This is a genomic window from Mycobacterium sp. NGS64, from assembly GCF_059812245.1.
The window spans coordinates 642,522-666,364 of the sequence record NZ_JCALCI010000004.1 but is presented as its reverse complement, the minus strand read 5'-3'; the positions used below and the strand labels follow the sequence as shown (position 1 = coordinate 666,364).

Here is a 23,843-nt window from a genome sequence, read left to right as displayed (position 1 = left end):
TCGCGGTAAAAGGGGCGGCTAGGACGGCGCGGATTTAATGAGCCGGCTTGGCGACGATCACCGGAATGCGGACCGAGTGCAGGAGCGTGTTGCTGACGGAGCCCAGCAGCATCCCCGTGAGACCGCCTCGGCCGTGGCTGCCCACCACGACAAGCTGCGCGGATTCGGCCGCTTCGATGAGGTGGTGCGCCGGCCGGTCGCGCACGATCACGCGTCGGACCGTCACGTCCGGATAGCGTTCTGCCCAGCCCGCCAAGGCTTCGCCGAGGCTGCGCTGCCCCTCCTCCTCCACGGTCGCCCAATCCAAGAACGGCACCTCGGTCGTGACGTCACTCCATGCGTGCAACGCGACCAGGTCGACGCCCCGACGAGACGCCTCGTCGAAAGCCAGCTCCGTCGCGTGTTCGGACGTCCGAGAGCCATCGATGCCCACCAGGACGGGAGCGTTCAGGTCCGGTAAATCCTCGTCACGGACGACCGCCACCGGACAACTGGCGTGCCGCACCACGGTCGCACTGACCGAACCGAGCACGCCGCGGGCCAGCAAGCCCCGTCCGGAGGTGCCCACAACGACCATTTCCGCGTCATTGGACATTTCGATCAGGGTGGTCGCCGGGGCGGCGTACACCAATTCCCGTCCGATGGCGACCTTTCCGTCCTCCGGCATCGCGTCCTCCGCGATCTTGATGGCGTGTATGATGGCCTTCTTGCCGTCGTCCTCGAGCCGTACCGCCAGAGACTCGGGGTACGGGACCGGCGGCCAGGTCGCGGTGGGCGTCGCCACCGCGTGGACGACGGTCAGCGGAACGTTTCTCATCGTCGCCTCGCGTGCCGCCCAGCACGCGGCGGTGTTCGCTGCGGGCGCGCCGTCGACCGCGACGACGATGCCCAGGCGTTTCACGGATTCAGACACTTGGTTCTCCCTTCGTCACCAGCGACGCTATCGGGAGGCGGGGGTGTCGGTCGTGAGGCTTTAGTCCTCAACAACCTGGGACGGAGGACAGTCAGTGAAACCCATTGGGGCAGTTAGCTGACTTAGCCGACGGAAGTCGTCCAGCGGTAACCGCCCATTCATTCGTTAATCGAGGGCCGTTCAGGTTTGGCGACGCTGAAGCCGCGCGATGATCCAGAAGGGCAACGCCACGAAGACGGTGCCGCCGATCAGATTGCCCACGGTGGTGACACCGATGTTGGTGAGCAAGCCGTCGTGGCCGAAGCCCCAGCTGATGCCGGCGCGCGGTGCGGCGTGATGAAACAGGTTGAGCAACAAGGGAAGCCCGAGAAAGCCGACGTTCGCGATCACGTGCTGGGTGCCGCCGATCACAAACGCGAACGGCCCGTAGAACGCGAACGCCATCCGGGCGACGTCGCTGCGGGCCTTGAAGAACATGCACATGGCGGTCTGCAGGAACCAGGTGCACACCACGGCCAGCAACAGCGCGGTGCCGACCGGTTGGCCGGCCTTCAGGGCGCCGACGGTTGCCGCGCGCTCGGCGAAGGCACCCAGATACGGGCCGCCGGCGGCGCCGCAGAGCGTGACGAACACAAACGCACCGGCGATGTTGCCGATGAGGCCGACGCCAACCAGCCACGCGTAGCCGCGAACGCTCATGGTGCGTTTCAGCACGGCAAGCAGCCCCGCGGCCATGTCCGCGGTGATCAGCGACATGCCCGACACCAGGATCAGCACGAAGGACATGCCGAACGCCAGGCCCATCAGCAGGCTCGCCACGCCCGGGGTCTTCACACCGGTGCTCACGACGAGCGCGAGCAGCACCCCGAAGGCCACCATCGCGCCGCCGACCACGGAACGGACGAAGAACGCCAACGGATGTGCGGCCTTTTCCACCGCCATGGCGGCCACCCGGTCCACCATCGCGCCCACGCTCAGCGGCTCGAACGGATCCTCGGTGGGGCCCTGGGTCGCGGCGCTGGGCGTAGCGGAAGACAAGGAGACCAGCGTGTCTCCCGCCGTGACTTGCCTTTCCAACTGCGGCGCTTGCGTGTCGATCGTCATTCGTGTCGGCCTTTCTTGAAGTCGTGGATCGCGTTGATGACCCCGGCAACGTGCTCGTCGCTGAGCTTCTCCCCCTCGAAAACGTGGTTGAGCAGGATCTTGAGGTCGAGCATCTGCTGCAGATAGACCAGGCACGGGGGGCAGTCCTCGAGGTGCTTGGCGACGATCGGGCCCCATCCCGCGGGATCGGAATCGACGAGTTCGTCGACGAGCCGCACGAAGTCGACGCAGTCGATGGCGGGGACGGTGTTGTCGTAGACGGTCATCGTTGATACCGCCTTTCCAATTCATTTCGGAGGTTTCCACGGGCGCGGTAGAGCAGGGCGCGCTGTGCCTCAGCGGACAGCTGAAGGATGCCGGCCGCCTCTTCGGCCGATGCGCCGACGAGGTCGCGCAGGATGATCAGCTGTTTCTGCCGCTCCGGCAACGCATCCAGCGCGGCGCGCACGAGCCCGACGAGTTCGCCTGCCACCGTTTGGTCCTCGGGCAGGAAGCGATGCGACGGCGGCGAGCTCCAGTGCCCGGCGTCGGGGTGACCGACGGGGTGCATGCGACCCGCCAGTGGATCGACGGCTTCAGCGTCAGCGGCTGCCAGGACCTCGTGGTCGCGGATCCGCGACTCACGCCGCCGGTACCGCGATGCGGTGTTCTTGACGATCCCGAACAACCAGGTGCGCACCGAGGAACGTCCCTCGAACGAACCGGACGACTGCAGGACCTGCACCCATGCTTCCTGGACCGCTTCTTCGGCCACCGTCGTCGAATTGACCATGGTGCGAGCGAAGTTCACCATCGGCCGGTGGAAGTCTCGCACCAAATTGGCCAGCGGAATTCCGCCGACCAGGTGTTCAGACTCGGCGCCCTCGGGGGGCAGCGCGACTGGAGTCACCATCGCCCCTCACTCAGGAGCATCTGGCAAGTTCCCAGCGCAGTTGCGCTTCCGACGGGGACTGCACGGGAATGAACGCTGCTTCCCGGTATCGCCGACTTGCCGAGGTCCTACTGGCGTAGCCCTTGCCCCCGGCGGTCCGGATCTCCAGATCCGCACTGGCGCCGGCAAGTTCGGCCGCGGTGAGCCGCAGCGACAGCAGCTCTTTCTTCGTCGGCGTCTGTGACGCCTCAGCCCCGCCGAGCGCTGCCGCCAACCTGGCCAACGTCGCCTCCGCCGAGGCGAGCTGCTCCGCGACGCGTTCGACCTCCGCGGCGAAGACGGCGTTGACCCCCGTCAGCCCCAGCCTGCTCTGTTCCACCGCGGCTCTCGCCAGCCCCAGGCACATGGCCGACTGCAAGACAAGGAAGGTCGGGCGGACCGTGCGCAGAAACCCATCGAAGTCGCGCGACAACACCTGCTCCGCGGGAACGTACGCGGACTGCAGATTCAGATACGACGACGCCGTGCTCCCCAGTGCCAACAGGTCGAAGTGCTCCCCTACGACGACCCCGGCTGTGCCCAACGGCAGTGCCACGATGAGTTTTTCGCCGGCGTCGGTCCGCGCGGCGGTGACCATCGTCGAGTCCGGGTAGAGGTTGCTGGCCCACCTGATCGGACCGGACAATTCGTAACCGCCGTCGACCGGTGCGGCCGTAAGATCGAGGCCACCGCAGCCCGCCGCTTCCTTGAAGGCCGATGCCATGGCGGTGACCCCCGGCGCGGTTCCGGCCAGCAGCGGCCGCGCCGCCGCGATGCTGAAAGGCGTTGCGGCGGTGAGCAAGTACTCCAGCGCCATCCGATGCGCCCACACCGAGAAACCGGTGCTCATGCACTCCGCGGAGATCCGCCGCACGACGTCCGCCATCTCGGGCAGCCTGCCGTCGGCGTTGCCCGGCGCGCCGATCCCCAGCAGGCCGGCCGCCCCGAGCGCAGCGAAACTGCGGCGCGAGTGGTGCTCGCCGCGGTCCAACGCCCCCGCGTGGGCGCGGATGTCCTCCAACAGTTCGAGGTCCAACCGGCCGGCCGCGGGGTCCAACGTCGCCGTCATTTCACTAAATCCCTTTGTCACGATGCCTATTCGGTGACCAGCGTCGAGTCCACGGTCACCGGGTTGCGGAAGGTGCTGACCACGGGCGACCAGGCGATCGCGTTGTCGTGGATCTGTTTGAGGGTCGCGTCGTCGGCATCGCCGGCGAGGGTGACCTTGCAGCGAACCGCGCTGAAGCCGAGGCGTTTGCCCTCCGGGGTGTCGCCCACCCCCCAGACCGCGGAGATGTCGATGTCGCCCTCCATCTCGACCTCGATCTTGGTCAGGGTCACCCCGCGGTGGGTGGCGTTGGCGAGCAGGCCAACCGACACGCACGACCCCAGGGCCGCCAGGGCCGTTTCCGACGGGTTGGGCGCCGAGTCGTCGCCCAGCAGCGCCGGCGGTTCTCCCACCAGCATCGGCGCGAGACCGCGCACGTAGGTCATGTTGCGGAACCCCGCTTCACAGACCGTCTTGGCCTTCAGCGTCTTCTTGCCGGTGTCGGGGTTGGCCTTGGCATTACACGACAGCCGGTCGAGCCCTTCGGCATCGATGACGAGCGCGTCGGTCATGAACGTCCTCCGTTTCCCGCGGTGTTTGGCTCTCCACGGATTTAGTGCTCTTAGGAACCGATGCGTGACGGCGGGCGCGCTCGCGACCCACCGACGAGGCGGCACTTCGGTTGCCCGAAAAGCGCGGCCACCGACGACCGCGCGCACCGACACGGTGTTGCCCGGATGAACCGACTCTGCCCGGTGTCGTGGGCTTCCTCGGCCGGGTGCCGCCGCGCGGAGGTAGCTAGTCGGTGGGGACCTCAGCATGCGTCGAGCAGGTCGGGCCCGCCGGGCTTGTTCGGCGCGCGAATAAAATCCCGCGGATCTTTTCCGTCGGAAGGTTCAGGGCCCGGGCGGTTGCGTGACGAAGTCGATGAGTTCCTCGACGCGGCCAATGAGCGCCGGTTCCAGGTCGTTCCAGTCGCGCACGCTCGAGCGGATGCGCCGCCACGCCCGGGCGATGTCGGCCTGGTTGTTGTGCGGCAGGCCGAGCGCCGCACACGCGCCGTGCTTCCACTCGATGTTCCGCGGGACCTCGGGCCAGGCCGCCAGGCCGAGCCGCTGCGGCTTCACGGCCTGCCAGATGTCAACGTAGGGGTGGCCGACGACCAGGGTGTCGCGGCCGCCCGGCCCCCGGCGTACCGCCTCGGCGATCCGGGTCTCCTTCGAACCCGCGACGAGGTGATCGACGAGCACCCCGAGCCGGCGCCCGGGGCCGGGCGCGAACTCGGCCACGATGCCCACCAGATCGTCTATGCCACCGAGATGCTCGACGACGACGCCCTCGATGCGCAGGTCGTCGCCCCACACCTGTGCGATCAGTTCGGCGTCATGGCGGCCCTCGACGTAGATCCGGCCGGCCCGGGCGACCCGGGCGCGCGCGCCGGGCACCGCGACGGAGCCGGACGCCGTCCTGCCCGCGGCAGCGGGCGCCGCGCGGCGCGGTGAGGTGAGGATCACCGGGCGGCCCTCGAGCAAAAAGCCTGGGCCGAGCGGAAAGCCGCGGGTGTGACCGTGCCGGTCCTCCAGGTAGACGCGGCCGTATTCGACCCGCACCACCGCCCCGACGTAGCCGGTTTCGACGTCCTCGACCACCAGGCCGGGCTCGGCCGGGTGCTCCGTCGAGCGGGGTTTGCGCCGACCCGAGGCGAGGAGATCCGTTCCGTAGCGATCGACCACCCGGCAATACTAGGAAGCGTTGCGGCCGATCGGGGTTACGGCGCGCCAGCGGATCGCAGGACCACCGCGGACCGCGGCCCGACCTCCAGCTGTTGCCCGGCGGGTCCGGTTCGCCCGGGGTCGAAGGAGTCGCACACGATGTCCCACGGCAGGAGCGCAAGATCTGCCGGAAGGGAGAACGTCAACGGCTCCCACCAGGCGTTGACGAATACCAGGAAATCGTCGTCGACCATCGGCGTGCCATCGGGGGCGACGTCGGGATCCGTTGTGCCGTCGATGAACAACGCGATGCTGCGCGCGAGGGGATCCGCCCAATTCTGGGGGGTCATATCCGCGCCGGCCGGCGTGAACCAGCGCAGGTCCGCGGCGGCCGGGCCGATGAGGAAGCGGCGCCGGCGGAACACGGGGTGACGGCGGCGCAACGCGATGAGGTCGGTGGTGAACCCGATGAGGTCGTCGTCGCGCGCGGACCAGTCGAACCAGGTGATCTCGTTGTCCTGGCAATAGGCGTTGTTGTTGCCGCGCTGGGTGCGGCCGAGTTCGTCGCCACCCAGCAGCATCGGAACCCCGCCGGACAGCAACAGGGTCAGCAGGAACGCGCGCTGCTGGCGCGCGCGCAGCGCCAGCACATCGGGATCGTCGGTCGGCCCCTCCATCCCGCAGTTCCATGACCGGTTGTCGTCGGTGCCATCGCGGTTGTTCTCGCCGTTCGCCTCGTTATGTTTCTGGTCGTAGGAGACGAGGTCGCGCAGTGTGAACCCGTCGTGCACGGTGACGAAGTTGACCGATGCGCTCGGGCGTCGCCCCTCGGCACGATCGCCGTAGATGTCCGACGAGGCACACAGCCGGGACGCGAAGTCCGCCAGAACCCCGTCGTGGCTGCGCCACCAGTCGCGGACGGTGTCGCGGAAGCGCCCGTTCCATTCGCTCCACAGCGGCGGAAATCGGCCCACCTCGTAGCTGTCCATCTGACCGACGTCCCAGGGTTCGGCGATGAGCTTTGCCCGCGAAATCACCGGGTCTTGACCGATCACATCGAAGAAGGCGGACACCGGGTCGAAGGCGCCACCCCCGCGGCCGAGGGTGGCGGCCAGGTCGAACCGAAAGCCGTCGACGCCCATCTGCGACAGCCAATAGCGAAGGGAGTCCATGATCAACCGCAGCGTCGTGGGATTGCCGGTGTTCAACGAATTGCCGGTCCCGGTCGTGTCGTAGTAGCTGCTCGGGTCGCCCGGAACGAGCCGGTAGTAGGCGGGGTTGTAGAGCCCGCGGAAGGACAGGGTCGGCCCGCCCGCTCCGCCCTCGGCCGTGTGGTTGAACACCACGTCGAGAATCACTTCCAAACCGGCGGCATGGAGGGCGTCGACCATGGCGCGGAATTCTTCGACTTCGGCGCCCGGTTGGCCGGCGCGCGCCGCGGCCGAGTAGTTCGCCTGCGGCGCAAAGAACCCGATTGTGTTGTACCCCCAGTAGTTCGTCAGGCCCCGCTCGACGAGGAACTGCTCGGGCACGCAGCGGTGGACGGGCAACAGTTCCACCGCGGTGACGCCAAGGTCGGTCAGGTGTTGCAGTGCCGCATCGTGGGCAAGGCCCGCGTAGGTACCGCGTAGTTCTTCGGGAACGCGCGGATGGCTGGCGGTGAATCCGCGAACGTGAACCTCGTAGAGAATGCTGTCGGCGAGCGCGTGCTGGGGCTTGGGTGCGGTTAGCGGCGGGAGCGCCGCACATACCAGGCTGCGCGGCACATGCTGTGCCGAGTCCAGAGGGCTTGGCGCCGCGGGGGTTTCCAGCGAGTGACCGACGACCTCCGGTCCGAAGCGCACATCGCCCGCGATTGCGCGCGCATAGGGGTCCAGCAGTAGCTTGGCCGGGTTGTAGCGCAGCCCGCGACCGGGGTCGAAGGGGCCGGCGACCCGAAATCCGTAGGCCTGTCCCGGCCCGATGCCCGGCACGAAGCCGTGCCAGACGTCGCCGTCGCGGTCGGGCATCACCAGCTGCGTCTCGGCTCCGTCAGCGTCGAACAGGCACAGCGTCACCTCGTCACCGCCGGAGGCGACCGCGAAGTTGGTGCCCCCGGCATCGGGTGTGGCGCCGAGCGTTTCGGGCCGGCCCGGCACGATTTTCGGTGTCATCATCCACTCCCCTGGGGCTGCCGAACCGCGAGTCGATCGGCACCCACCAACACTCGCGTTACCAGGAAACCGAAGACGAATCCGCCGACGTGGGCGAAGAAAGCGACGCCGCTGCCGCCGGCCTTGGGTTGGACGAGCGAGGAGTTGCCCTCGAAAAACTGGTAGAGAAACCAGCCACCCAGGAACACCCAGGCGGGGATGCCGACCGGGATCCACCCGATGAAGGTGCTGATACGCGAGCTCGGGTAGAGAACCAGATAAGCGCCCAGCACGGCCGCGATCGCGCCGCTGGCACCGAGTGCCGGTACTCGCGCATCGGAGGCCGAGCCGAAGAGCAGGGTCATGGCCGTCTGCGTCATGGTGGCGACGAACCCCCCGGCGAAGTACAGGAGTAGGTAGCCGAGCCGTCCGAAAGCATCCTCGACGTTCTTGCCGAAGATCAGCAGAAACAGCATGTTGCCGAGGATGTGATCCCAGCCGGCATGGAGGAACATCGCCGTGATCCAGCCGAGCCCCCAGGGGACGCCGACGTGACAGGCACCGTCGACGTTGCACGGATAAAACGACGCCCGGTCAATCGCGGCATCCCCGTTCGGCAATTCGTAGAACAGAAACACCGCGAAGTTGATCGCGATCAGCGTGGAGTTCACGATGGGAAACCTGCGGGCCGGGATACCGTCGGAATAGGGGATCATCCGGGCGACTCCCTTTGGCATTCGGCGCGGGTCTTGGCGAGACAATCGTCGCGCTCGGGAGCGCGATAGTCATTGTTTCGGATAACAGCATCCACGCCTCGAATCTGTTAAGGATTCGGCCGTAAGCATGAGAAATCCATAAATTGTCGTAAGTAACTGCGTGGCCTTACCGGGCTGATTGCGTTGCCGCTGCTAGGTTGCTAAGTGCCGCTAATGCACAGCGTGTGGCGGTGAGCGAGGTGGACGTTATGGACCTGTCCCATTGGGTGTCGAGCATTGTCGCTTTTTTGCGCGCCGGGTACCCCACCGGCATGCCGGCGACCGGTTACGCGCCGCTGGCGGCTTTGTCGCACCGGCGCGTCTCGAACGACGAGATCAACACCATCACAAGAGAACTCATCATGCGCAGATGTGCGCCGATCAGCAGCGCCGACGTCGGGGTGGCGATCACGCACGTCACCAACGCGATGCCCTCCGACGATGACATCGCGCGCGTGCAGCGTCGGCTGCACGCGATCGGCTGCGCCAGCGCATAGCCGCTCAACAAATCCTTCGGCCATCGGTGCCGAAGAAGTGCAAGTGCCCGGGTTCGGGGTGTAGGCGCACGCGGCTGCCCTTTTCCGGTGGGTGACGCCCGTCGGCGCGCGCCACGACGGGCTGGCTGATCACCTTGCCCGAACCCGTGATTCGGCCGTAGAGATAGGCGTCCGCGCCGAGCTCCTCGACCACGTCCACTTCCATCTCGACGCCGAGGCCGCCCAGTTCGAAGTGTTCGGGGCGGACCCCGACAACGATCTGGCCGACCTCGTCTGCGGCGCCGCCGATCTCGCGCGGGACCCGGATCGGCCAGTCCCCCAGCGAAACCGAGGAGTCGACGACGGGGAGGGTGAACAGGTTCATCGCCGGGGACCCGATGAACCCCGCGACGAAGACGTTCTCGGGGTTGCGGTAGAGCTCGCGCGGTGTCGCAAACTGTTGCAGCACCCCGTCGCACAGGACGGCGACCCGATCCCCCATGGTCATGGCCTCCACCTGGTCGTGGGTGACGTACACGGTGGTGGTGCCGAGCCGCCGCTGCAGCGCGGCGATCTGGTTGCGGGTCTGCACGCGCAGTTTGGCGTCGAGGTTGCTCAACGGCTCGTCCATCAGGAAGACCTGCGGGCGCCGCACGATCGCACGGCCCATCGCGACCCGCTGGCGCTGCCCGCCGGACAGGTCTTTGGGCTTGCGATCCAGATACGGCTGCAGGTCAAGCAGTTTCGCCGCGGCCAGCACCTGCTCGCGGATCTCGGCTTTCGGGGTTTTGGCGATCTTGAGCGCGAAGCCCATGTTCTGCGCCACCGTCATGTGCGGGTAGAGCGCGTAATTCTGAAAGACCATCGCCACGTCGCGATCCTTGGGGTCGACGTTGGTCACGTCGCGGTCCCCGATCCGGATGCGCCCGGCGTCCAGCGTTTCCAGTCCGGCCACCATCCGCAGCGAGGTCGTCTTGCCACAGCCGGACGGCCCGACCAGGACGACGAATTCGCCGTCCCCGACGTCGAGATCGAGGCCGTCCAGGGCGGGTCGATCCGTGCCCGGATAGCGCCGCGTCGCCTGCTCGAAACTGACCGACGCCATGGCTATCCGTTCATTCCGGTGACGGCGATGCCCCGGACGAAGGAGCGCTGGGCGAAGGCGTAGATGACGACCAGCGGCACCATGATCAGCATGGAGGTGGCCATGATCACCGGCCAGCGGGCGACGTACTCGCCGCGCAGCCTGACCAGGCCGAGCGTCAGGGTCGCCAGGCTGTTGCGCTGAATCATCAGCAGCGGCCACAGGAAGTCGTTCCACACGTTGACCCAGGTGAGCACCGCGAGCACCAGCACCGCCGGCCGCGCGTGCGGCAGCAGGATGCGCCAGTAGATCTGCCATGGGGAACAACCGTCCAGGATCGCCGCCTCCTCGAGATCGGTTGGCAGCGTGCGGAAGAACTGCCGCATGAGATAGGTGCCGAAGGCGCTGCCGAACAAGCCCGGCACGATCATCGCCCACGGCGTGTCCACCCAGCCCAGGGTCCGCATCAGGATGAACTGCGGGATCACCGTGACGGTCAGCGGCACCATCAGCGTGCCCAGGTATAGGACGAACAACGCCTCCCGGCCGCGAAACTGCAGTCGCGCGAACGCGTATCCGGCCAGCGAGCAGAAGAAGACCTGCCCGGCGGTGACGCACCCGGCGTACAGCACGGTGTTGAAGAACATGCGCCAGAACGGCATCAGCGAGAACACCTCGGTGTAGTTGGACCACCGCGGATGGGCCGGCAACAGCCTGGGCTCGGTCACCTCGCCTTCCCTTTTCAGTGAGCCGGACACGGCCCACGCGATCGGGAACAGCCAGCACCACGCGATCGCGGTCAGCGCCGTGTACACGAGGACAGCGCGAAACACGTTGCGCTTGAACACCCGCTCAGCCAAGACCACCGGAAGCCTCCAAAGAACGCTGCCGCGCCAGGCGCAACTGCACGACGGTCAGCACCAGCAGGATCGCGAACATCACCCAGGCCAGCGCCGACGCGTAGCCGAATTCCAGGAACGAGAACGCGTGCTGGAACAGCATGATGCCCAGCACATAGGTGGCGCTTTCGGGCCCACCGTTCGCGCCGTTGAGGACGTAGACCATGTCAAACGCCTGGAACGCGTGGATGATCGAGATGACCACCACGAAAGAGATCGCCCCCCGGATCAGCGGCACCGTGATGAAGACGAATTGGCGTACCTCGCCCGCGCCGTCGATCCTGGCCGCCTCGTAGACGCTTTCGGGAACCCCCTGCATCGCCGCGAGCAGGATGACGGTGGCGAACGGCACGCTGCGCCAGACGCTGACGATGCACAACGAGGCCATGGCCCACTTGGGGTCGACCAGCCATGGGATCGGCCCGATCCCGACCCAGCCGAGCATGATGTTGAGCAGCCCGTTGTCGGTGTTGAAGACGAACTGCCACACGACCGCCATCACCACCGACGAGATGGCCAGCGGCAGGAAGACGATCGTGCGGAAAACACCGATGCCCTTGACCTTTCGGTTCAGCACGCCGGCCACGACGAGGCTGACCAGGATGGTCGGCACGACGGTGCCGAGGGTGAAGATCACGGTGTTGCGGATGGCGATCAGAAACAGCGGGTCAGAGGTGAACAGCTCTTGGAAGTTCTTCAGCCCCACGAATTTCGGCGGCCTGAAGACGTCCCACTGCTGAAAGCTCATGTAGAGCGAGAAGCCGAGCGGAAACAACATGAACACCGCGACCGCGGCGAGGTTGGGCGCGACGAACAGGCGACCGGCGCGGGCGCGTCGCCGGGAGGGACCGGGCGCCGTGGGCGTGTCGACCGATGTCATGAGGTGCGCAGCACCTCGTCGAGCGCGGGCGGCAGCGCGGTCAGCGACGTCGCCGGCCGGGATCCACGCAGCACGGGCCCGAAGTTGCGGTCCATCAGGGCAACGATCTTCTCCCACGCCGGGGTAACCGGCAACCCGTCGGAATACGCCGGTCCCTGGGTGAGCACGGCGAGGTTGCCGACGTTCCGGTGGGCTTTGGCGAATCCGGCCGAGTCGAGCGCGGACCGCAGCACCGGCACGAACAGGCTGGATTCGGCGATCAACGCCTGCCCGACGGGTCCGGTCGCGAACTTCACGAACTCCCAGGCCTGCGCCTTGCGCGGACTGCTCGCGGAGATGGCCAGTCCGGTGGAACCGATGTTGGAGCGCGCCGGCTGCCCTTGCCGGCGCGGGCCAACCGGCAACGAGGTGACGTCGAAATCCAGGCCCTCGGCCCGGATGAACGTCTGATAGCGCCAGTGGCCGCCCATCGCGATCGCCGCCCTGCCCGCCGCGAACAGGTCCGGGGTGGACATCGATTGCACCTCGGATGCATTGGGCCCGACCTTGTGCTTGTTGGCCAGGTCGGCGTAGAACTGCACCGCCTCGATGAAGGCGTCGTCGCCGAAGTTGAAGTGGGCCGGGTTCTTCAGCGGGGTGGCCCACGGTACGCCGTTGTTCATGGCGAACAGCCCGGCCGAGTAGTACGAGAACCACATGTTGACGAAGCCCCATTGCCGGGCTCGCCCCGATCCGTCTCGCTTGGTGAGCGCGGTTGCGGTGTCGAGGAATTCGGTCCAAGTCCAGGGCCGTTCCCAGGTTCCCGGCGGCGGGGGCACCCCGGCTTCGGCAAAGAGCCGCTTGTTGTAGAACAAATAGTTTCCGGACCATTGCTCCGGCAGGGCGTACTGGCCGCCGTCGAACGTGAAGGTGTCGTACAACGCGCCGATGCCGTCGGACCTGAGTTCCGCCGCAAAGGCCTGGTCCCGGGAGAGCATCGTGTTGAGGTCCAGCAACACCCCACGAGCCGCCAGTTCGGCGTAGGTCAGCTCCCACGCCATGAGCACATCGGGGCATTTACCGCCCGCGCAAAACGTCGACAGCTGCTGCATCACGCCCGGCGCGGACAGCACCGCCCGAACCTTGATGTCGGGGTGGCGGCGCTGGAATTCGTCGACGATGCGCAGCCGCGCGTCGCGCTCGTCCGGGTTTGCCGCGAAGAAGAAGGTCAGCGCGTCGTCGTCGGGGGCACAGCCGGCCGCCCAGGGTGCCAGCGACGCCGCGGTGAGCGCACCGGCTCCCCGCAGCAGACTTCGCCGGCCGAACGGCTTATCGAGCATGGTGCTCCCGATGTTGCCCGGCAGCGGCCCCCGCCGCCGGCCGTTTGGGACCTCCCTGGCGCCCGATCGGGCTGAGGTGTTGGCGCGGCGGCTCACTCGGCAGCGCGAAAACGGCCCGGCGCAGCCGGCCGGGGTCGCCGGTGATGTCGATGGTGTGGATGCGGTTGTCCGGGCCGACGCCGATCCGAAGCATGGCCCGCGCGCGACCGCTTGGCGCGAGGACGATGCCCGGGACGCCGTCGATGAGCAGCACCACGCCCGTCCGCGCGCGGCGGGTGAACCGGCGGGTCTCCTCGGCGACCTCCCTCGCCCCCCGCACTTCGGTGGGCACGTCAGCGGGGACCAGCGCCGCATCGACCCGGCGCACCACGTCGGGCGCCAGCAGCTCGAGCAGGGTGGCGATATCGCCGCCGCGGGACGCCGCCAGAAACGCCTCGACGACCGCTAGGTGCTCGGCCGCACGGGCCGGTTCGATCGCCGGACGGGCGTGCAGGCGTGCCCGGGCCCGGCTTGCCAGCTTCTTCGCCGCGGCCGGCGAGCGGTCCAGGAGGCCGGCGACCTCCTCGAACGGCATGGCGAACACGTCGTGCAGCACGAACGCCACCCGCTCCGCGGGTGAGAGCCGGTCGAGCACGACGAGCATGGCGCTGCCGACCGCGTCCGCCAGCAGCGCGTCCTCGTCCGCCGGGGCGGCCGCGGTCCCCGTGAGCCGGTCGAGGTCGGTGGGATCGCCGAGCGGTTGCTCGGCGCGCCGCCCCCGCGCCCGGAGCTGGTCGATGGCCGCGTGGGCGGTGATCGTGGTGAACCAGCCGGTGAGGTTGCGGATGCCGTCAAAGGCCGTGCCGCTGGCCTTCAGCCACGCCGACTGGACGGCGTCGTCGGCGTCGGCCACCGAGCCGAGCAGCTGAAATGCGACCGACCTCAGGTGTCGTCGATCCTCGTCGAACCGTTGCGCGAGATCCGCCAGATCCTTTGGTGCGCTCATGGGTCACCTTTTCCGCGTGGGAGTCGTCAAGACGGTGAACGCATCCATCGAACTCTCTGTCGCAAAGGAGACCAGCACCATGACCCTACCGATTGTGCGCCGCGACGCGCGGCGCGGCCATCCGGCTCGCCGCCGCGGAAAAACCATGTAGGACAAGGGGTTGGAGCAGATGACGAACATCCATACCACGTACATCGTGATCACGCTGACAACCGGCGTCGTCACCGCCGCAATAGCGGTGGCCGACCTGATTCCCGCCGGATTCGTCCTGGCGAACTCGGCCGAGGTCGGGGTGCCGCGCTCGTGGCTGCGGCCACTGGCGGTGATCAAGCTGGCCGGGGCCGCCGGGCTGGTTGTCGGGCTGGTGGGCCTGCGCGCGTTGGGGATTGCGGCCGCCATCGGCCTGGTGCTGTTCTTCGTCGGCGCGGTGGTTACTCACCTGCGGGCGCGCGTCTTCTACAACATCGCGTTTCCCGGCGCCTACCTGTGCCTGTCGGCGGCCACGCTGGCGTTGATGGTGGCGCGCTGAACCCCGCTAGGCGGGCAACCGGTCCTTGATGAGCTGGTCTTGCCTGCGGGCCATGTCGAGCACGACGTCGCGCGGGGCGGGATCGTTGGGGGCGCTGTCGAACTCCAGGTCGACACCCACCCTCCCCTCGGCGAACGTCACATATGTCACCGATTTGGAGTTGTCGGGCGACGTCCCCACCGCGATCAGGCCGTTGGTCCCGACCTCGAACGGCTGCGGGGCCCCGGTCACGTATTTGCCGTAGGACGACGCGCGCTCCTTGGCCTGCTGCGCGGCGGTCGCCGGATCGGTGAACACCACGACGAGGTCGTCGATGCTGCGCGTCCGATCGGGGTTGGCGTACGTCACGCCGGCTCCGGCGATACCGCCGGGGTTCTGCACGGGGGGTGCGATGGTCGCGGTGTCGGGTCCGATGTCGCTCGCCTGCAGCAGCAAGTAGGTGTAGTCGCCCAGCGGCGCAACGCCGGACGGCGTGCTCGACGTGGTGGTCGATGTCGCCGAACTCGACGGCGTCGTGGTGGACGACGTCGGCTTGGACGAGCTCGACGAAGATGTCGTGGTGGTGACCGTGCAGGCCGTTCCCACCGTCAGGACGGCGGTGAATGCAACTCCCACGCCGACGATCCGCACCACATCCATTGCCCGCCTCCATTCAGTGACAGCTATTTCTACGGCAGTATCACTTGCCTGGCAAGACATAGAAGCATCCGGCACTGGCTAACTTCAACGGTCCGAGGAAGGGCGGAGTCCTCAGGCGGGAAAGTACCGGATCCGGTCGATCACGTTTCCCGGCCAGGCCACGTCCACGAGCACGACGCCGCGCCCGTGGGCCGAGCTGACCGAGGCCGCGACGGTGGTCCCGGCGCCGATCACCTTGGCCCAGGCGGCCCCGTCGAGCTGTTCGGAGAGTTCGGCGAGATCGAGCCGGTCGTTGTCGCCCAAAGTTATTGCGGCCCTTAGCGACAGCGCACGCACAGCCGCGGATGTCTCCTTCCGGGCGACCGCGCCGAGGAAGGCCTCCGCCAGTCGCTTGCGCCGCGCGCCGGGGCGGCGGAATCCGGCCAGGAAGCCCGCGGTCCCCCCGAATCCCTGATTGGCCAACAAGTCACGCGACAGCGCCACGGCGGGCGACGCCGCCCGCGACCCGGCCCGCAGGAACTGCAGCATCATCGCCGGCAATTCCCAGTAGGCCCGCAAGTGCGCAATCTTCCACTCGCCGTTGTCTTCTCGGAGGTCGTAACGCAGGAAGGCGGGTATGTACATCGTCACGTTCGAGGTCACGTTCGAGGTCACGCTCGAGCCCATCGACACCTCGAGCTCGAGGTCGCGCAGCACCGCGGTGCCCACCACGACGTCGAGGTCGCGGTGGAACTTGATGTCGCGGGGGCCGATGAAGGTGTCGTAGAAGCGGCCGATCTGCGAATGCCCCACGTGTGGGCGCGATCCCACCGGGTCTTCAATGCGGCCGTCGCCGGTGAACAGCCCCACCCATTCGGCGCGGTCGTGCGCCGCGGCGGCCTGCGGCGAGCGTTCCACCGCGGCGAGCAGGTGCTCGCGATCCAGTGGCACCACCATCACGGGCCGCCAACCAGCTCGATGCCGAGGGTCCGCATCTCCCTCAGCGCTTCCGCTGCCGAGTCCGCCGCCACGGCCGCGGTCAGACCCACCAGCACCCGGGTGGTCAGGCCGGCCCTCGCCGCGTCCTCGGCGGTCCGCCGCACGCAGTGGTCGGTGGCGATGCCGACCACGTCGACCTCGTCGACCCCGCGCCGACGCAGCCATTCGAGCAGTGGGGTCCCCTCGTCGTCGACGCCCTCGAAGCCGCTGTACGCCGCGGCGTAGTCGCCCTTGCGGAACACCGCCTCGATGCGGCGGGTGTCGAGGCCCGGGTGAAACTGCGCGCCGCGGCTGTCCGCGACGCAATGCGGGGGCCACGACGACCGGTAGTCCGGGCGGTCGGAGAAATGGTCGCCGGGATCGATGTGGAAGTCCGCGGTCGCGACGACGTGGTCGTAACCGGGCTCGTCGGCGAGGTACCCGGTGATGGCGGAAGCCAACGCCGCACCACCATCCACAGCCAGCGAGCCGCCCTCGCAGAAGTCGTTTTGCACGTCGACGACGATCAACGCCCGCACGCGCTCCACCCTATCGCCGGGCTTGATCTGGCGGCCGCGAGCAGGACCTTTGACTGGGCGCGGCTCCCGGCGGTTTGCCGCCCGGTCGGCCGGGTAACCCAGCTGCCATGTTGATCCGCAGAATCGCGAGGCCCCTGTTGTCGGCGGTGTTCATCGGCCAGGGAATCGACTCGCTGCTCAATCCCAAGCCGGCGGCCGAAGCCGCGGCGCCGGCGGTCGACGGTCTTCGCGCCCTGCCGGATCCGGTGGGGAGCAGCATCCCCAGCGACCCCCAGACGTTCGCTCAGATCAATGCGGCCGTCCAGATCGGCGGCGGCTTGCTGCTCGCCATCGGCAAGGCGCCCCGCGTCGCCTCGGCCGCGCTTGCCTTCACCGTGCTGCCCGCCAACCTCGGCGCGCACATGTTCTGGAGCGAGAGCGACCCGCAGCTGAAAGCCCAGAAGCGCAAGGACTTTCTGACCGACCTCAGCCTGGTGGGCGGGCTGATCATCGCGTCCGCCGATACGGCGGGCAAGCCGTCCCTGGGCTGGCGGGGCCGTCGGGCCGCGGAACGGCTCTCCGAGCGGGTGTCGTCGGCGCTGCCCGGGTCTGACGACGGCGAACTTGGCGAAAAGATCGTGCACGGCCTGCAGGTCGGCGCCGAGCGCGGGCGCGAACTGGCCAGCACCGCCGCCGAAAGGGGCGCCCCGTACGCCGAGGCCGCCCTCGAACGCGGCCGCGAACTCGCCAGCACCGCCGCCGAACGAGGCGCCCCGTACGCCGAGGCCGCCCTCGAACGCGGCCGCGAACTGGCCAGCACTGCCGCGGAGAAGGGCGCCCCCCTGGCGAAGAAGGCCCGCAAACGCGGCGAAGAACTCGCCAGCACGGCCGCCGAAAAGAGCGCACCCCTGGCGAAGAAGGCGCGCAAACGCGGCGAGGAACTCGCCGAAGAGGCGCGGGACCGCGGCGCGGAGCTCGCCGAGATCGCGCGGCTGCGCGGCATCGAGTTGGCCAACACGGCGGCCGCGCGCGGCAGCGAACTGGCCGACACCGCCCGGGACCGGGTGGGCGACGGGCTCCCGACTCGTCGCCGCCGGCGCCTTTGGTAACCGCATTCAGTTCGGCCAGCGTGCCGACAGCTCCTTCGGTGCCCACTGCGGCCAGTCGGGCGAGCCGACCACCTCGCCGCCGCTGAATTGGGCGACGATGCGTGGGCCGCGCAGGCGAGTGTTGTCGTAGACGGTCGCGATGTCCGATAGGGCGATGGCGCCCGCGACGAGTGCCCCCAACCGGCGGTGCCGCTGACGGACTTTGTCCTCGGGTACGTGGTGTCCGCCGGCCGCCACCCGGTGCCTAACCCGTTCGACGGCAAGGTCTTCCGGGACGAGCAGCGCGTGCAGGACGACGGTGAAGCCCTCGCCGTGCGCGCTGCGGATCAGCTCCAGCTTCGAGGGATGCGAGAAGACGGTCTCCGCGATGAAAGACCTGCCCAGCTCGATCAACTTGGCGCGCGTGCCGGCGGCGATTTCCGCGGCGTCATACGCGTGCGAGGCGGGGTCCTCGGGCCAGCGCTGGCGGGCGATCTCGTCGGCGTTGACGACGAGGCTTCGGGGCAACAGCGGCGAGAGGGTGAACGCGATGAATGTCGACTTGCCGGCGCCGTTCGGCCCGACCACCAGGTCCAGGCGGTTCATCGTCCCGCGCGGTCAGCGCTTGTCCGAAAGCACCACCTCGGTGCCGTCGGGCCGGTGCTCGACGATCTCACCGGCGTCGTTGAGGGCCACCGTGGTGATCCCCTGCCCGGCCAGCGCCGCCCCGTAATTGGTGCGCGCCAGGCTTTCCTCGATGGCGGCCGAGATCTCGGCGTTGAACACGACGCCCTCCTCGACGGTGAGGTCGCCGGTCGCCAAGTGACCGGCCAACGCCGCCTCCACCCGCCGCCGGGAGCTGGTGTGCTGACTGGATACCGCCCGACCGACCCGCGCCCAATGGTCGAGTTGCTGCTTGGCCGAACGGCTCTGGCGGGCGCCCTCGGACGCCGCGCTGTCCATCAGGTCCGCGGCCACGCGCGTGACGCGATCGAGAGCCTCTGCCATGACCTTCCTCCGCCCCTGCAGCACTTCGTAACAGAATGTAGCACAATGCTACACGAGGCGGCGCGGACGTCGCGCTCGCGTACCTGGGTCAGCCACCCGCGACGTAGGCGTCGACGATCGCCTCGACCGGTTGGCTTGCGTCGATGGTTTTGCCCCGCTCGTCGGCGCCGAGGGGTTCGAGCGCGTCGAACTGGGATCGCAGCAACGCGGCCGGCATGAAATGGCCCGACCTCGCGGCCAGCCGGCCACCGATCAGTTCGGGTGAACCGGCCAGATGCAGGAACTCGACCTCGGGGCAGTGGGCGCGGAGCTGGTCGCGGTATTTGCGTTTGAGCGCCGAGCAGCTCGCCACGGCGCCGTCGCGGTGGTCGGCCAACCACTCCCCGACGCGTTCGAGCCAGGGCCGGCGATCGTCGTCGTCCAGCGGTTCACCGGCGGTCATCTTCGCGATGTTCGCCGGCGGGTGCAGGGTGTCGGCGTCGATGAAGGGCACCGCCAACCGTCTGGCCAGCGCCGCCCCCACCGTCGACTTGCCCGATCCCGAGACACCCATCACCACGACGGGTAGCCCGGCCGCTATTCGGCGAGGTTGCGGTTCCATTCCACCCAACCGACACCGCTGCGTCCGTCCGCGGTCTTGACGCCGACCCAGGCGCGCGGGAACTGGCTCACGCGCCCATCCTTGGCGAGCATGCGCACCGGGGCGTGCCCGCGCGCCTCGATGTCCGCGGTGATGTCACCGGGGCGCAGGTCCACGGTCGCGTTCAGCGGTAACCCGTTGTCCGCGAAGGATTCCCGCGAGGCGACGGTGTCCAGCTCGGTCACGTTGTGTGCGGCGTCCTGCACGTAGCCGATGCTGAACGTGGGCGCGCCCGGGATGCGGATGTTCACGCCGTGCAGATGGGTGCCGTCGTCGAGGTGCAGCGCGCTCCAGATCCAGTCCATGCTCCACCAGTCGCGCACGCCCCACGAGTGGTCGCGCTGCCCGGCAACCGAGTCGACGCGGTAGCTGGTGTCACCGATCGTGACGGTTCCCGAGACGCGGCAAGGGATTTCGTAGCGGGTCGTCAGCCGGTATTTGTACGGTGCGCCGTCGGTGGCCCACTCCAAATTCATCGCCATTTCGACTTCAGTGCCCGGCTCGCCGCGCAACAAGGCCGACGGATCCGGATAGGCCTGGGCCTGCGCGCGCACGTCGACCCGATAGGTCTGCAGCGGGACGCCGGTGGAGTGGCCCAGCTCGAAGGCGTCGGTGCGCAACACCCACGGGTCCGCGGGCAGCGGGATCTCGGCGTCGACGGCGACGGTCGCCATGTCGGGGCCGCACAGCAGCACGTGCACCAGGGCGTGCTGCTGGTTGGCGATCAGGCCGAGGCGAAACCAGCCGCCCAATCCCTGTGCCGCGTCGGCGAAGTCGGCGTACCAGCTCTCGCTCCACAACGGCTCGTCGGTCGGATCGTGGGCGAGCTCGTCGTCCTCCGACGGCCGCAGCGGCTCCGGCTTGGTCGCGGCGGGCAGGGTCGCCAACGCATCGGTGTCGAGCACGTGTGCGCAGTTGCGTTGCAACATCGTCATGAACATCCGGTCACCGCGGTCGGTGCGCTCCACCAGCATCGACGAGATGATGGCCATCATCACGCCGAAGAAGCTTTGGCGCCGAACCCCTTCGGCGACCTCGGCCAGGCTGACGGGCGGCTGCGGGCCCAGCGCGTCGTGGTAGGCGCGCAGGAATTCGTCGTAGTGGTCGCGACGATCCTGCGCCCGCAGCGCACAGCCGAGGAAGTACGCCAGGTCCGTGAATGCCGGTCCCCAGGAAACCGTCTGCCAATCGACGACGGTCAGCGCGCGGTCGGCCCCTTCGGTGCCGAACAACATGTTGTCCAGCCGGTAGTCGCCGTGCACCAGGCCCCGGATCCGGTGGGGCTCCGACTCGGCCGCGATGTAACCGTCGAACGCGGCGACCAGGCGCTCGCACACGACGCGGTGCTCGGGCGCGATCTGGTCGCCGTACCGATCGACGAAGCCGGCATACAGCGACGCGATCATCGCCTGGTTGAGCGGCGTTTCGCGGTTGAGCCACGGCGCGTCGGCCAGCGCCGGGTCGCCGAGCAGCGGGCCGTGCAGCCGCCCCAGCTCGACGACGCCGATGCGGGCCTGTTCCGGTGTGGCACCGGCGATTTCGTCGCCCACGACGGCGGGCCCGGCGTCACCGAGCAGCAGGTCGAACACGCCCGTGGCGGTGTCGACGGCGGCGTGGTAGCACGGCGCTATCGGCCCGCCCAGGCGGGGCGCGATGTCGCCGTAGAAGCGGACTTCACGCTCGTAGAGGCCCAGCGCAGACCCCGTCTGCCGGCTCACCGGATCGGAGGCCGCGACCTTCAGCACCACCGACTCCGGCCCCGCGGCTTCGGAATCGACATAGGTGATCCGAACGCGGTAGCACTCGCTCATCTGTCCGGTGCCGATGCGTTCCACGGCGAATTCGGCAATGGGTCCGGAGCCGATCGCGGCGGCCAGCCAGGAGGCGGTGAGGTTCTCGGGTCGCTCGATGACTTGCTCGGTGTCGGCGTGCATGAGGGTCTAGCGTGCCAGGTCAGTTCGCAAGTGAGAAGCCGTCCCAGGCGATCCGGCGGTGCGGGTGCGGGTCGAACTCGATCCGGCTCTTGCGGTCGAACACCATCACGGCGCGGTCGGCGCGGGTGTACGCGGGCCAGTCGTCGCCCGGCGAACCCGTGCGGCTGAAGGACCGCCACCGGCGCTGCACGTGGTTGCTGACCTTCAGCGCCGCGCGCCGGTCGGCGGCGGCGGTCAGCAGCGCACCGAACCGGGTGCGGTAGACGTCGAAGACGGCCAGCAGCTCGGTGGCGTGCGTGGCGCCCAAGCCCGACCAGCGCAGCGTCCGCGGGGCGAAGTCGTAGCGGTAGAGGTAGGTGGGCGCGTGGTTGCCGTGGGCCTCGGCGATCTGCCAGGCCGCCGAGCTGAACGCGAAGTCGCCGCCGAGCTGGATGCAGGCCGACGGCGACGGGTAGTCGGGGTAGGCGGCGGTAATGCGTTCGCGGGCGGCCGGTTCCGTGTCGGCCAGCAGCTCTTCGATCATCGATTGGTTCGTCGGCAACATCTTGAGGAAGCGGGTGAACAGGCGGCCCTCTTCGGCGTTGGTGCCCACGATGAGAGGCACCTTGTGCGCCCGGCCGGACCGCATCGCCTCGACGGGGTCGAGGGGCAGGACGTCGTCGCCGACGACCGGGCCGATCGGGAACGCGCCCAGCCGGCTTTCCATGCCCTGGTCGATCAGCCGGTGCTGCGTTTCCACGAGTTGCGCCGCGGACGCCTGCATCACCGCGTGCGCGCCGTCCTGCGGGCGCACGCCGAGCAGCCCGGCAAAGCGCTTGGCGAACTCGACGGCGATCTCCTGCGACCGCACCAAACCTGACGCCGGGCTTTCCGAGATCGCCTGCGCGAAAAGGCCTTCGGCGGCGGGCACGGCCAACAGCGTGGAGGTGATGCAGGCGCCGGCGCTCTCGCCGAAGATCGTGACATTGCCGGGGTCTCCGCCGAATTCGGCGATGTTGTCCCGGATCCACTGCAGCGCCATCACCAGGTCGCGCAGGTACAGGTTGCTCTCGATTTGGGTATCGCGCGTCGACAGCGACGACAGGTCCAGGCATCCCAGCGCGCCCAAGCGGTAGTTGACCGACACGTACACGCAACCGCGGCGCGCCAGCGCGGCGCCGTCGTAGAGCGGGGTGGCCGAGCTGCCCATGATGTAGCCGCCACCGTGGACGAAGACCATGACCGGCAGCGGCTCGTCAGTCCCGTCCGAGGCCGTGGCCTCAGGGGTGACGACGTTGAGGGTGAGGCAGTCCTCGCTCATCGGCTGGTAGCGGCCGACACCGAGCAAGGTGTAGCGGCGCTGCTGGGGCGCGCAGTTGCCGAAGCCGTGGCAGTGCCGCACGCCCGACCACGGCGGCGCGGGCTGCGGCGCCTGGAATCGCAGGGCTCCCACCGGCGGGCGGGCGTAAGGGATGGACCGCCAGCGGTTTACGCCGTCGCGGGTGAAGCCTTCGACGATGCCGGCGGTGGTGCGGGCGCGAACGATGCGCTCATGCATACCAGTGACGGTAGCCGAGACTGCGCCGGTATTGCGCGGCTAGCGATCGAATCGCCGGGTGTGGCGGCTAGCCTGGCTGGATGCGGATCGCCGCGCTGGTCGCCGTGCCATTGCTGATCGCCGGATGCTCGCATCTCGGCGACAACTCGGGGCAGCCGCAGACCAGCGCGCAGCCCCCCGCGACCACATCGGCCGGAGCGTCGGGCAGCAAACCTCCGGCGCCGTCCGGCGCACCGGCCGCCGGCGCCGCGATCTCCGCCGTCATCGCCTGGATCGAGGCAGCTCACCCGGCGGATCCCGGTCGTTATCACAGCGCCGCCCGGGAGGGCGCGACCACACCGCTCGGCAACGACATCGCCCTGACCGCTCAAGGGGGCAAGGTGTCCTGCATGACCGATTCCAAGCACACCGGCGCCACGCTGGCCTGTCTGGTTGCCCTGACCAATCCCCCGCCCCGCCCGGACACGGCCTACGGCGATTGGAAGGGCGGCTGGGTGGACTTCGACGGGACGAACCTTCAGGTGGGGTCGGCGCGCGCGGATCCCGGTCCGTTCCTCAACGGCAACGGACCCGAATTGGCGAACGGCGATTCGTTGTCGTTCGGCGACTATCGCTGCCGCGCCGACGATTCGGGCCTTTTCTGCGTGAACTACGCCCACCAGTCAGCGGTGCGGTTCGCCGCCGCCGGCATCCAGCCGTTCGGGTGCCTGAAGCCGGTGCCACCGCCGGACGGGGTCGGCGCCGCGTTCGGCTGCTGAATTTGCTGCAACCGCGGT

The 23,843-nt window shown here is 68.5% G+C and carries 26 protein-coding genes; 4 read left to right on the top strand and 22 right to left on the bottom strand.

From position 1 onward, the window contains the following. Nucleotides 1-34 precede the first annotated feature (34 nt). The 9 genes from AC5Y4S_RS21070 to AC5Y4S_RS21030 form a co-directional block, all read right to left on the bottom strand. On the bottom strand, nt 35-913 hold the full coding sequence (locus AC5Y4S_RS21070; RefSeq protein WP_500034542.1) for a universal stress protein: 879 nt from the start codon (nt 911-913) through the stop codon (nt 35-37). A gap of 180 nt (nt 914-1,093) precedes the next feature. Beyond that, entirely contained in the window at nt 1,094-2,017 is a 924-nt protein-coding gene (locus AC5Y4S_RS21065; RefSeq protein WP_500034541.1) for a formate/nitrite transporter family protein, read from the bottom strand. After that, complete coding sequence (locus AC5Y4S_RS21060) at nt 2,014-2,283, bottom strand: hypothetical protein (RefSeq protein ID WP_500034540.1); 270 nt, start codon at nt 2,281-2,283, stop codon at nt 2,014-2,016. Before AC5Y4S_RS21060 ends, AC5Y4S_RS21065 begins: the two co-directional genes overlap by 4 nt. Next, the gene (locus AC5Y4S_RS21055) at nt 2,280-2,909 is read right to left on the bottom strand and encodes an RNA polymerase sigma factor (protein ID WP_500034539.1); all 630 of its coding nucleotides are present in this window, start codon (nt 2,907-2,909) and stop codon (nt 2,280-2,282) included. The genes AC5Y4S_RS21060 and AC5Y4S_RS21055 overlap by 4 nt, the downstream gene beginning before the upstream one ends. Nucleotides 2,910-2,919: 10 nt before the next feature. Continuing rightward, nucleotides 2,920-3,996, bottom strand: coding sequence for an acyl-CoA dehydrogenase family protein (locus AC5Y4S_RS21050; protein WP_500034538.1), 1,077 nt, complete (start codon nt 3,994-3,996; stop codon nt 2,920-2,922). 26 nt (nt 3,997-4,022) lie between these two features. Beyond that, a complete protein-coding gene (locus AC5Y4S_RS21045) occupies nt 4,023-4,547 on the bottom strand; it encodes an OsmC family protein (RefSeq protein WP_500034537.1) in 525 nt (174 codons plus the stop codon). 324 nt (nt 4,548-4,871) lie between these two features. Beyond that, nucleotides 4,872-5,708: a DUF3097 domain-containing protein gene (locus tag AC5Y4S_RS21040; RefSeq protein ID WP_500034536.1), complete on the bottom strand. Its 837-nt coding sequence runs from the start codon at nt 5,706-5,708 to the stop codon at nt 4,872-4,874. 35 nt (nt 5,709-5,743) lie between these two features. Then, nucleotides 5,744-7,840, bottom strand: a complete 2,097-nt coding sequence (gene glgX, locus AC5Y4S_RS21035) for a glycogen debranching protein GlgX (RefSeq protein WP_500034535.1) — start codon at nt 7,838-7,840, stop codon at nt 5,744-5,746. Continuing rightward, the gene (locus AC5Y4S_RS21030) at nt 7,840-8,535 is read right to left on the bottom strand and encodes a rhomboid family intramembrane serine protease (RefSeq protein ID WP_500034534.1); all 696 of its coding nucleotides are present in this window, start codon (nt 8,533-8,535) and stop codon (nt 7,840-7,842) included. The genes glgX and AC5Y4S_RS21030 overlap by 1 nt, the downstream gene beginning before the upstream one ends. A gap of 248 nt (nt 8,536-8,783) precedes the next feature. Here AC5Y4S_RS21030 and AC5Y4S_RS21025 point away from each other — a divergent pair, with 248 nt between their 5' ends. Then, on the top strand, nt 8,784-9,071 hold the full coding sequence (locus tag AC5Y4S_RS21025; protein WP_067156063.1) for a DUF3349 domain-containing protein: 288 nt from the start codon (nt 8,784-8,786) through the stop codon (nt 9,069-9,071). Nucleotides 9,072-9,075: 4 nt separating this feature from the next. Here AC5Y4S_RS21025 and AC5Y4S_RS21020 read toward each other — a convergent pair whose 3' ends face one another. The 5 genes from AC5Y4S_RS21020 to AC5Y4S_RS21000 are packed head-to-tail and all read right to left on the bottom strand — an operon-like array spanning nt 9,076 to nt 14,217. Next, entirely contained in the window at nt 9,076-10,155 is a 1,080-nt protein-coding gene (locus AC5Y4S_RS21020) for an ABC transporter ATP-binding protein (RefSeq protein ID WP_500034533.1), read from the bottom strand. Between the two features lie 2 nt (nt 10,156-10,157). After that, nucleotides 10,158-10,994, bottom strand: coding sequence for a carbohydrate ABC transporter permease (locus AC5Y4S_RS21015; protein ID WP_500034652.1), 837 nt, complete (start codon nt 10,992-10,994; stop codon nt 10,158-10,160). Beyond that, on the bottom strand, nt 10,987-11,913 hold the full coding sequence (locus AC5Y4S_RS21010; protein ID WP_500034532.1) for a carbohydrate ABC transporter permease: 927 nt from the start codon (nt 11,911-11,913) through the stop codon (nt 10,987-10,989). The genes AC5Y4S_RS21015 and AC5Y4S_RS21010 overlap by 8 nt, the downstream gene beginning before the upstream one ends. After that, the gene (locus AC5Y4S_RS21005; RefSeq protein ID WP_500034531.1) at nt 11,910-13,232 is read right to left on the bottom strand and encodes an ABC transporter substrate-binding protein; all 1,323 of its coding nucleotides are present in this window, start codon (nt 13,230-13,232) and stop codon (nt 11,910-11,912) included. The genes AC5Y4S_RS21010 and AC5Y4S_RS21005 overlap by 4 nt, the downstream gene beginning before the upstream one ends. After that, nucleotides 13,222-14,217 (bottom strand): sigma-70 family RNA polymerase sigma factor, encoded by a 996-nt coding sequence (locus AC5Y4S_RS21000; protein ID WP_500034530.1) that lies wholly within the window; start codon nt 14,215-14,217, stop codon nt 13,222-13,224. The genes AC5Y4S_RS21005 and AC5Y4S_RS21000 overlap by 11 nt, the downstream gene beginning before the upstream one ends. 169 nt (nt 14,218-14,386) lie before the next feature. Between AC5Y4S_RS21000 and AC5Y4S_RS20995 the strand changes: the two genes are divergently transcribed. After that, a complete protein-coding gene (locus AC5Y4S_RS20995; RefSeq protein ID WP_500034529.1) occupies nt 14,387-14,746 on the top strand; it encodes a DoxX family protein in 360 nt (119 codons plus the stop codon). A 6-nt stretch (nt 14,747-14,752) separates the two neighbouring features. Here AC5Y4S_RS20995 and AC5Y4S_RS20990 read toward each other — a convergent pair whose 3' ends face one another. The 3 genes from AC5Y4S_RS20990 to pncA form a co-directional block, all read right to left on the bottom strand. Then, the gene (locus AC5Y4S_RS20990; protein ID WP_500034528.1) at nt 14,753-15,385 is read right to left on the bottom strand and encodes a hypothetical protein; all 633 of its coding nucleotides are present in this window, start codon (nt 15,383-15,385) and stop codon (nt 14,753-14,755) included. 111 nt (nt 15,386-15,496) lie between these two features. Further along, entirely contained in the window at nt 15,497-16,321 is an 825-nt protein-coding gene (locus tag AC5Y4S_RS20985) for a ketosteroid isomerase family protein (protein WP_500034527.1), read from the bottom strand. Continuing rightward, the gene (gene pncA, locus AC5Y4S_RS20980) at nt 16,321-16,881 is read right to left on the bottom strand and encodes a pyrazinamidase PncA (protein WP_500034526.1); all 561 of its coding nucleotides are present in this window, start codon (nt 16,879-16,881) and stop codon (nt 16,321-16,323) included. Before pncA ends, AC5Y4S_RS20985 begins: the two co-directional genes overlap by 1 nt. 107 nt (nt 16,882-16,988) lie before the next feature. Between pncA and AC5Y4S_RS20975 the strand changes: the two genes are divergently transcribed. Beyond that, entirely contained in the window at nt 16,989-17,969 is a 981-nt protein-coding gene (locus tag AC5Y4S_RS20975; RefSeq protein ID WP_500034525.1) for a DoxX family protein, read from the top strand. A 6-nt stretch (nt 17,970-17,975) separates the two neighbouring features. Here the strand turns inward: AC5Y4S_RS20975 and AC5Y4S_RS20970 are convergent, their stop codons facing one another. The 5 genes from AC5Y4S_RS20970 to AC5Y4S_RS20950 all read right to left on the bottom strand — a co-directional run bounded on the left by AC5Y4S_RS20970 (nt 17,976) and on the right by AC5Y4S_RS20950 (nt 23,067). Beyond that, nucleotides 17,976-18,554, bottom strand: coding sequence for an ATPase (locus AC5Y4S_RS20970; protein ID WP_500034524.1), 579 nt, complete (start codon nt 18,552-18,554; stop codon nt 17,976-17,978). Between the two features lie 12 nt (nt 18,555-18,566). Next, nucleotides 18,567-18,956, bottom strand: a complete 390-nt coding sequence (locus AC5Y4S_RS20965) for a TA system antitoxin ParD family protein (RefSeq protein WP_500034523.1) — start codon at nt 18,954-18,956, stop codon at nt 18,567-18,569. 88 nt (nt 18,957-19,044) lie between these two features. Beyond that, complete coding sequence (locus AC5Y4S_RS20960) at nt 19,045-19,536, bottom strand: gluconokinase (protein ID WP_500034651.1); 492 nt, start codon at nt 19,534-19,536, stop codon at nt 19,045-19,047. Continuing rightward, nucleotides 19,533-21,530: a DUF7064 domain-containing protein gene (locus tag AC5Y4S_RS20955; protein ID WP_500034522.1), complete on the bottom strand. Its 1,998-nt coding sequence runs from the start codon at nt 21,528-21,530 to the stop codon at nt 19,533-19,535. The genes AC5Y4S_RS20960 and AC5Y4S_RS20955 overlap by 4 nt, the downstream gene beginning before the upstream one ends. A 19-nt stretch (nt 21,531-21,549) precedes the next feature. Next, nucleotides 21,550-23,067 carry a carboxylesterase/lipase family protein gene (locus AC5Y4S_RS20950; RefSeq protein WP_500034521.1) on the bottom strand — a complete coding sequence of 506 codons (1,518 nt, stop codon included), beginning with the start codon at nt 23,065-23,067 and terminating at the stop codon, nt 21,550-21,552. Nucleotides 23,068-23,147: 80 nt separating this feature from the next. Here AC5Y4S_RS20950 and AC5Y4S_RS20945 point away from each other — a divergent pair, with 80 nt between their 5' ends. After that, nucleotides 23,148-23,825, top strand: a complete 678-nt coding sequence (locus tag AC5Y4S_RS20945; RefSeq protein WP_500034520.1) for a hypothetical protein — start codon at nt 23,148-23,150, stop codon at nt 23,823-23,825. Nucleotides 23,826-23,843 lie beyond the last annotated feature (18 nt).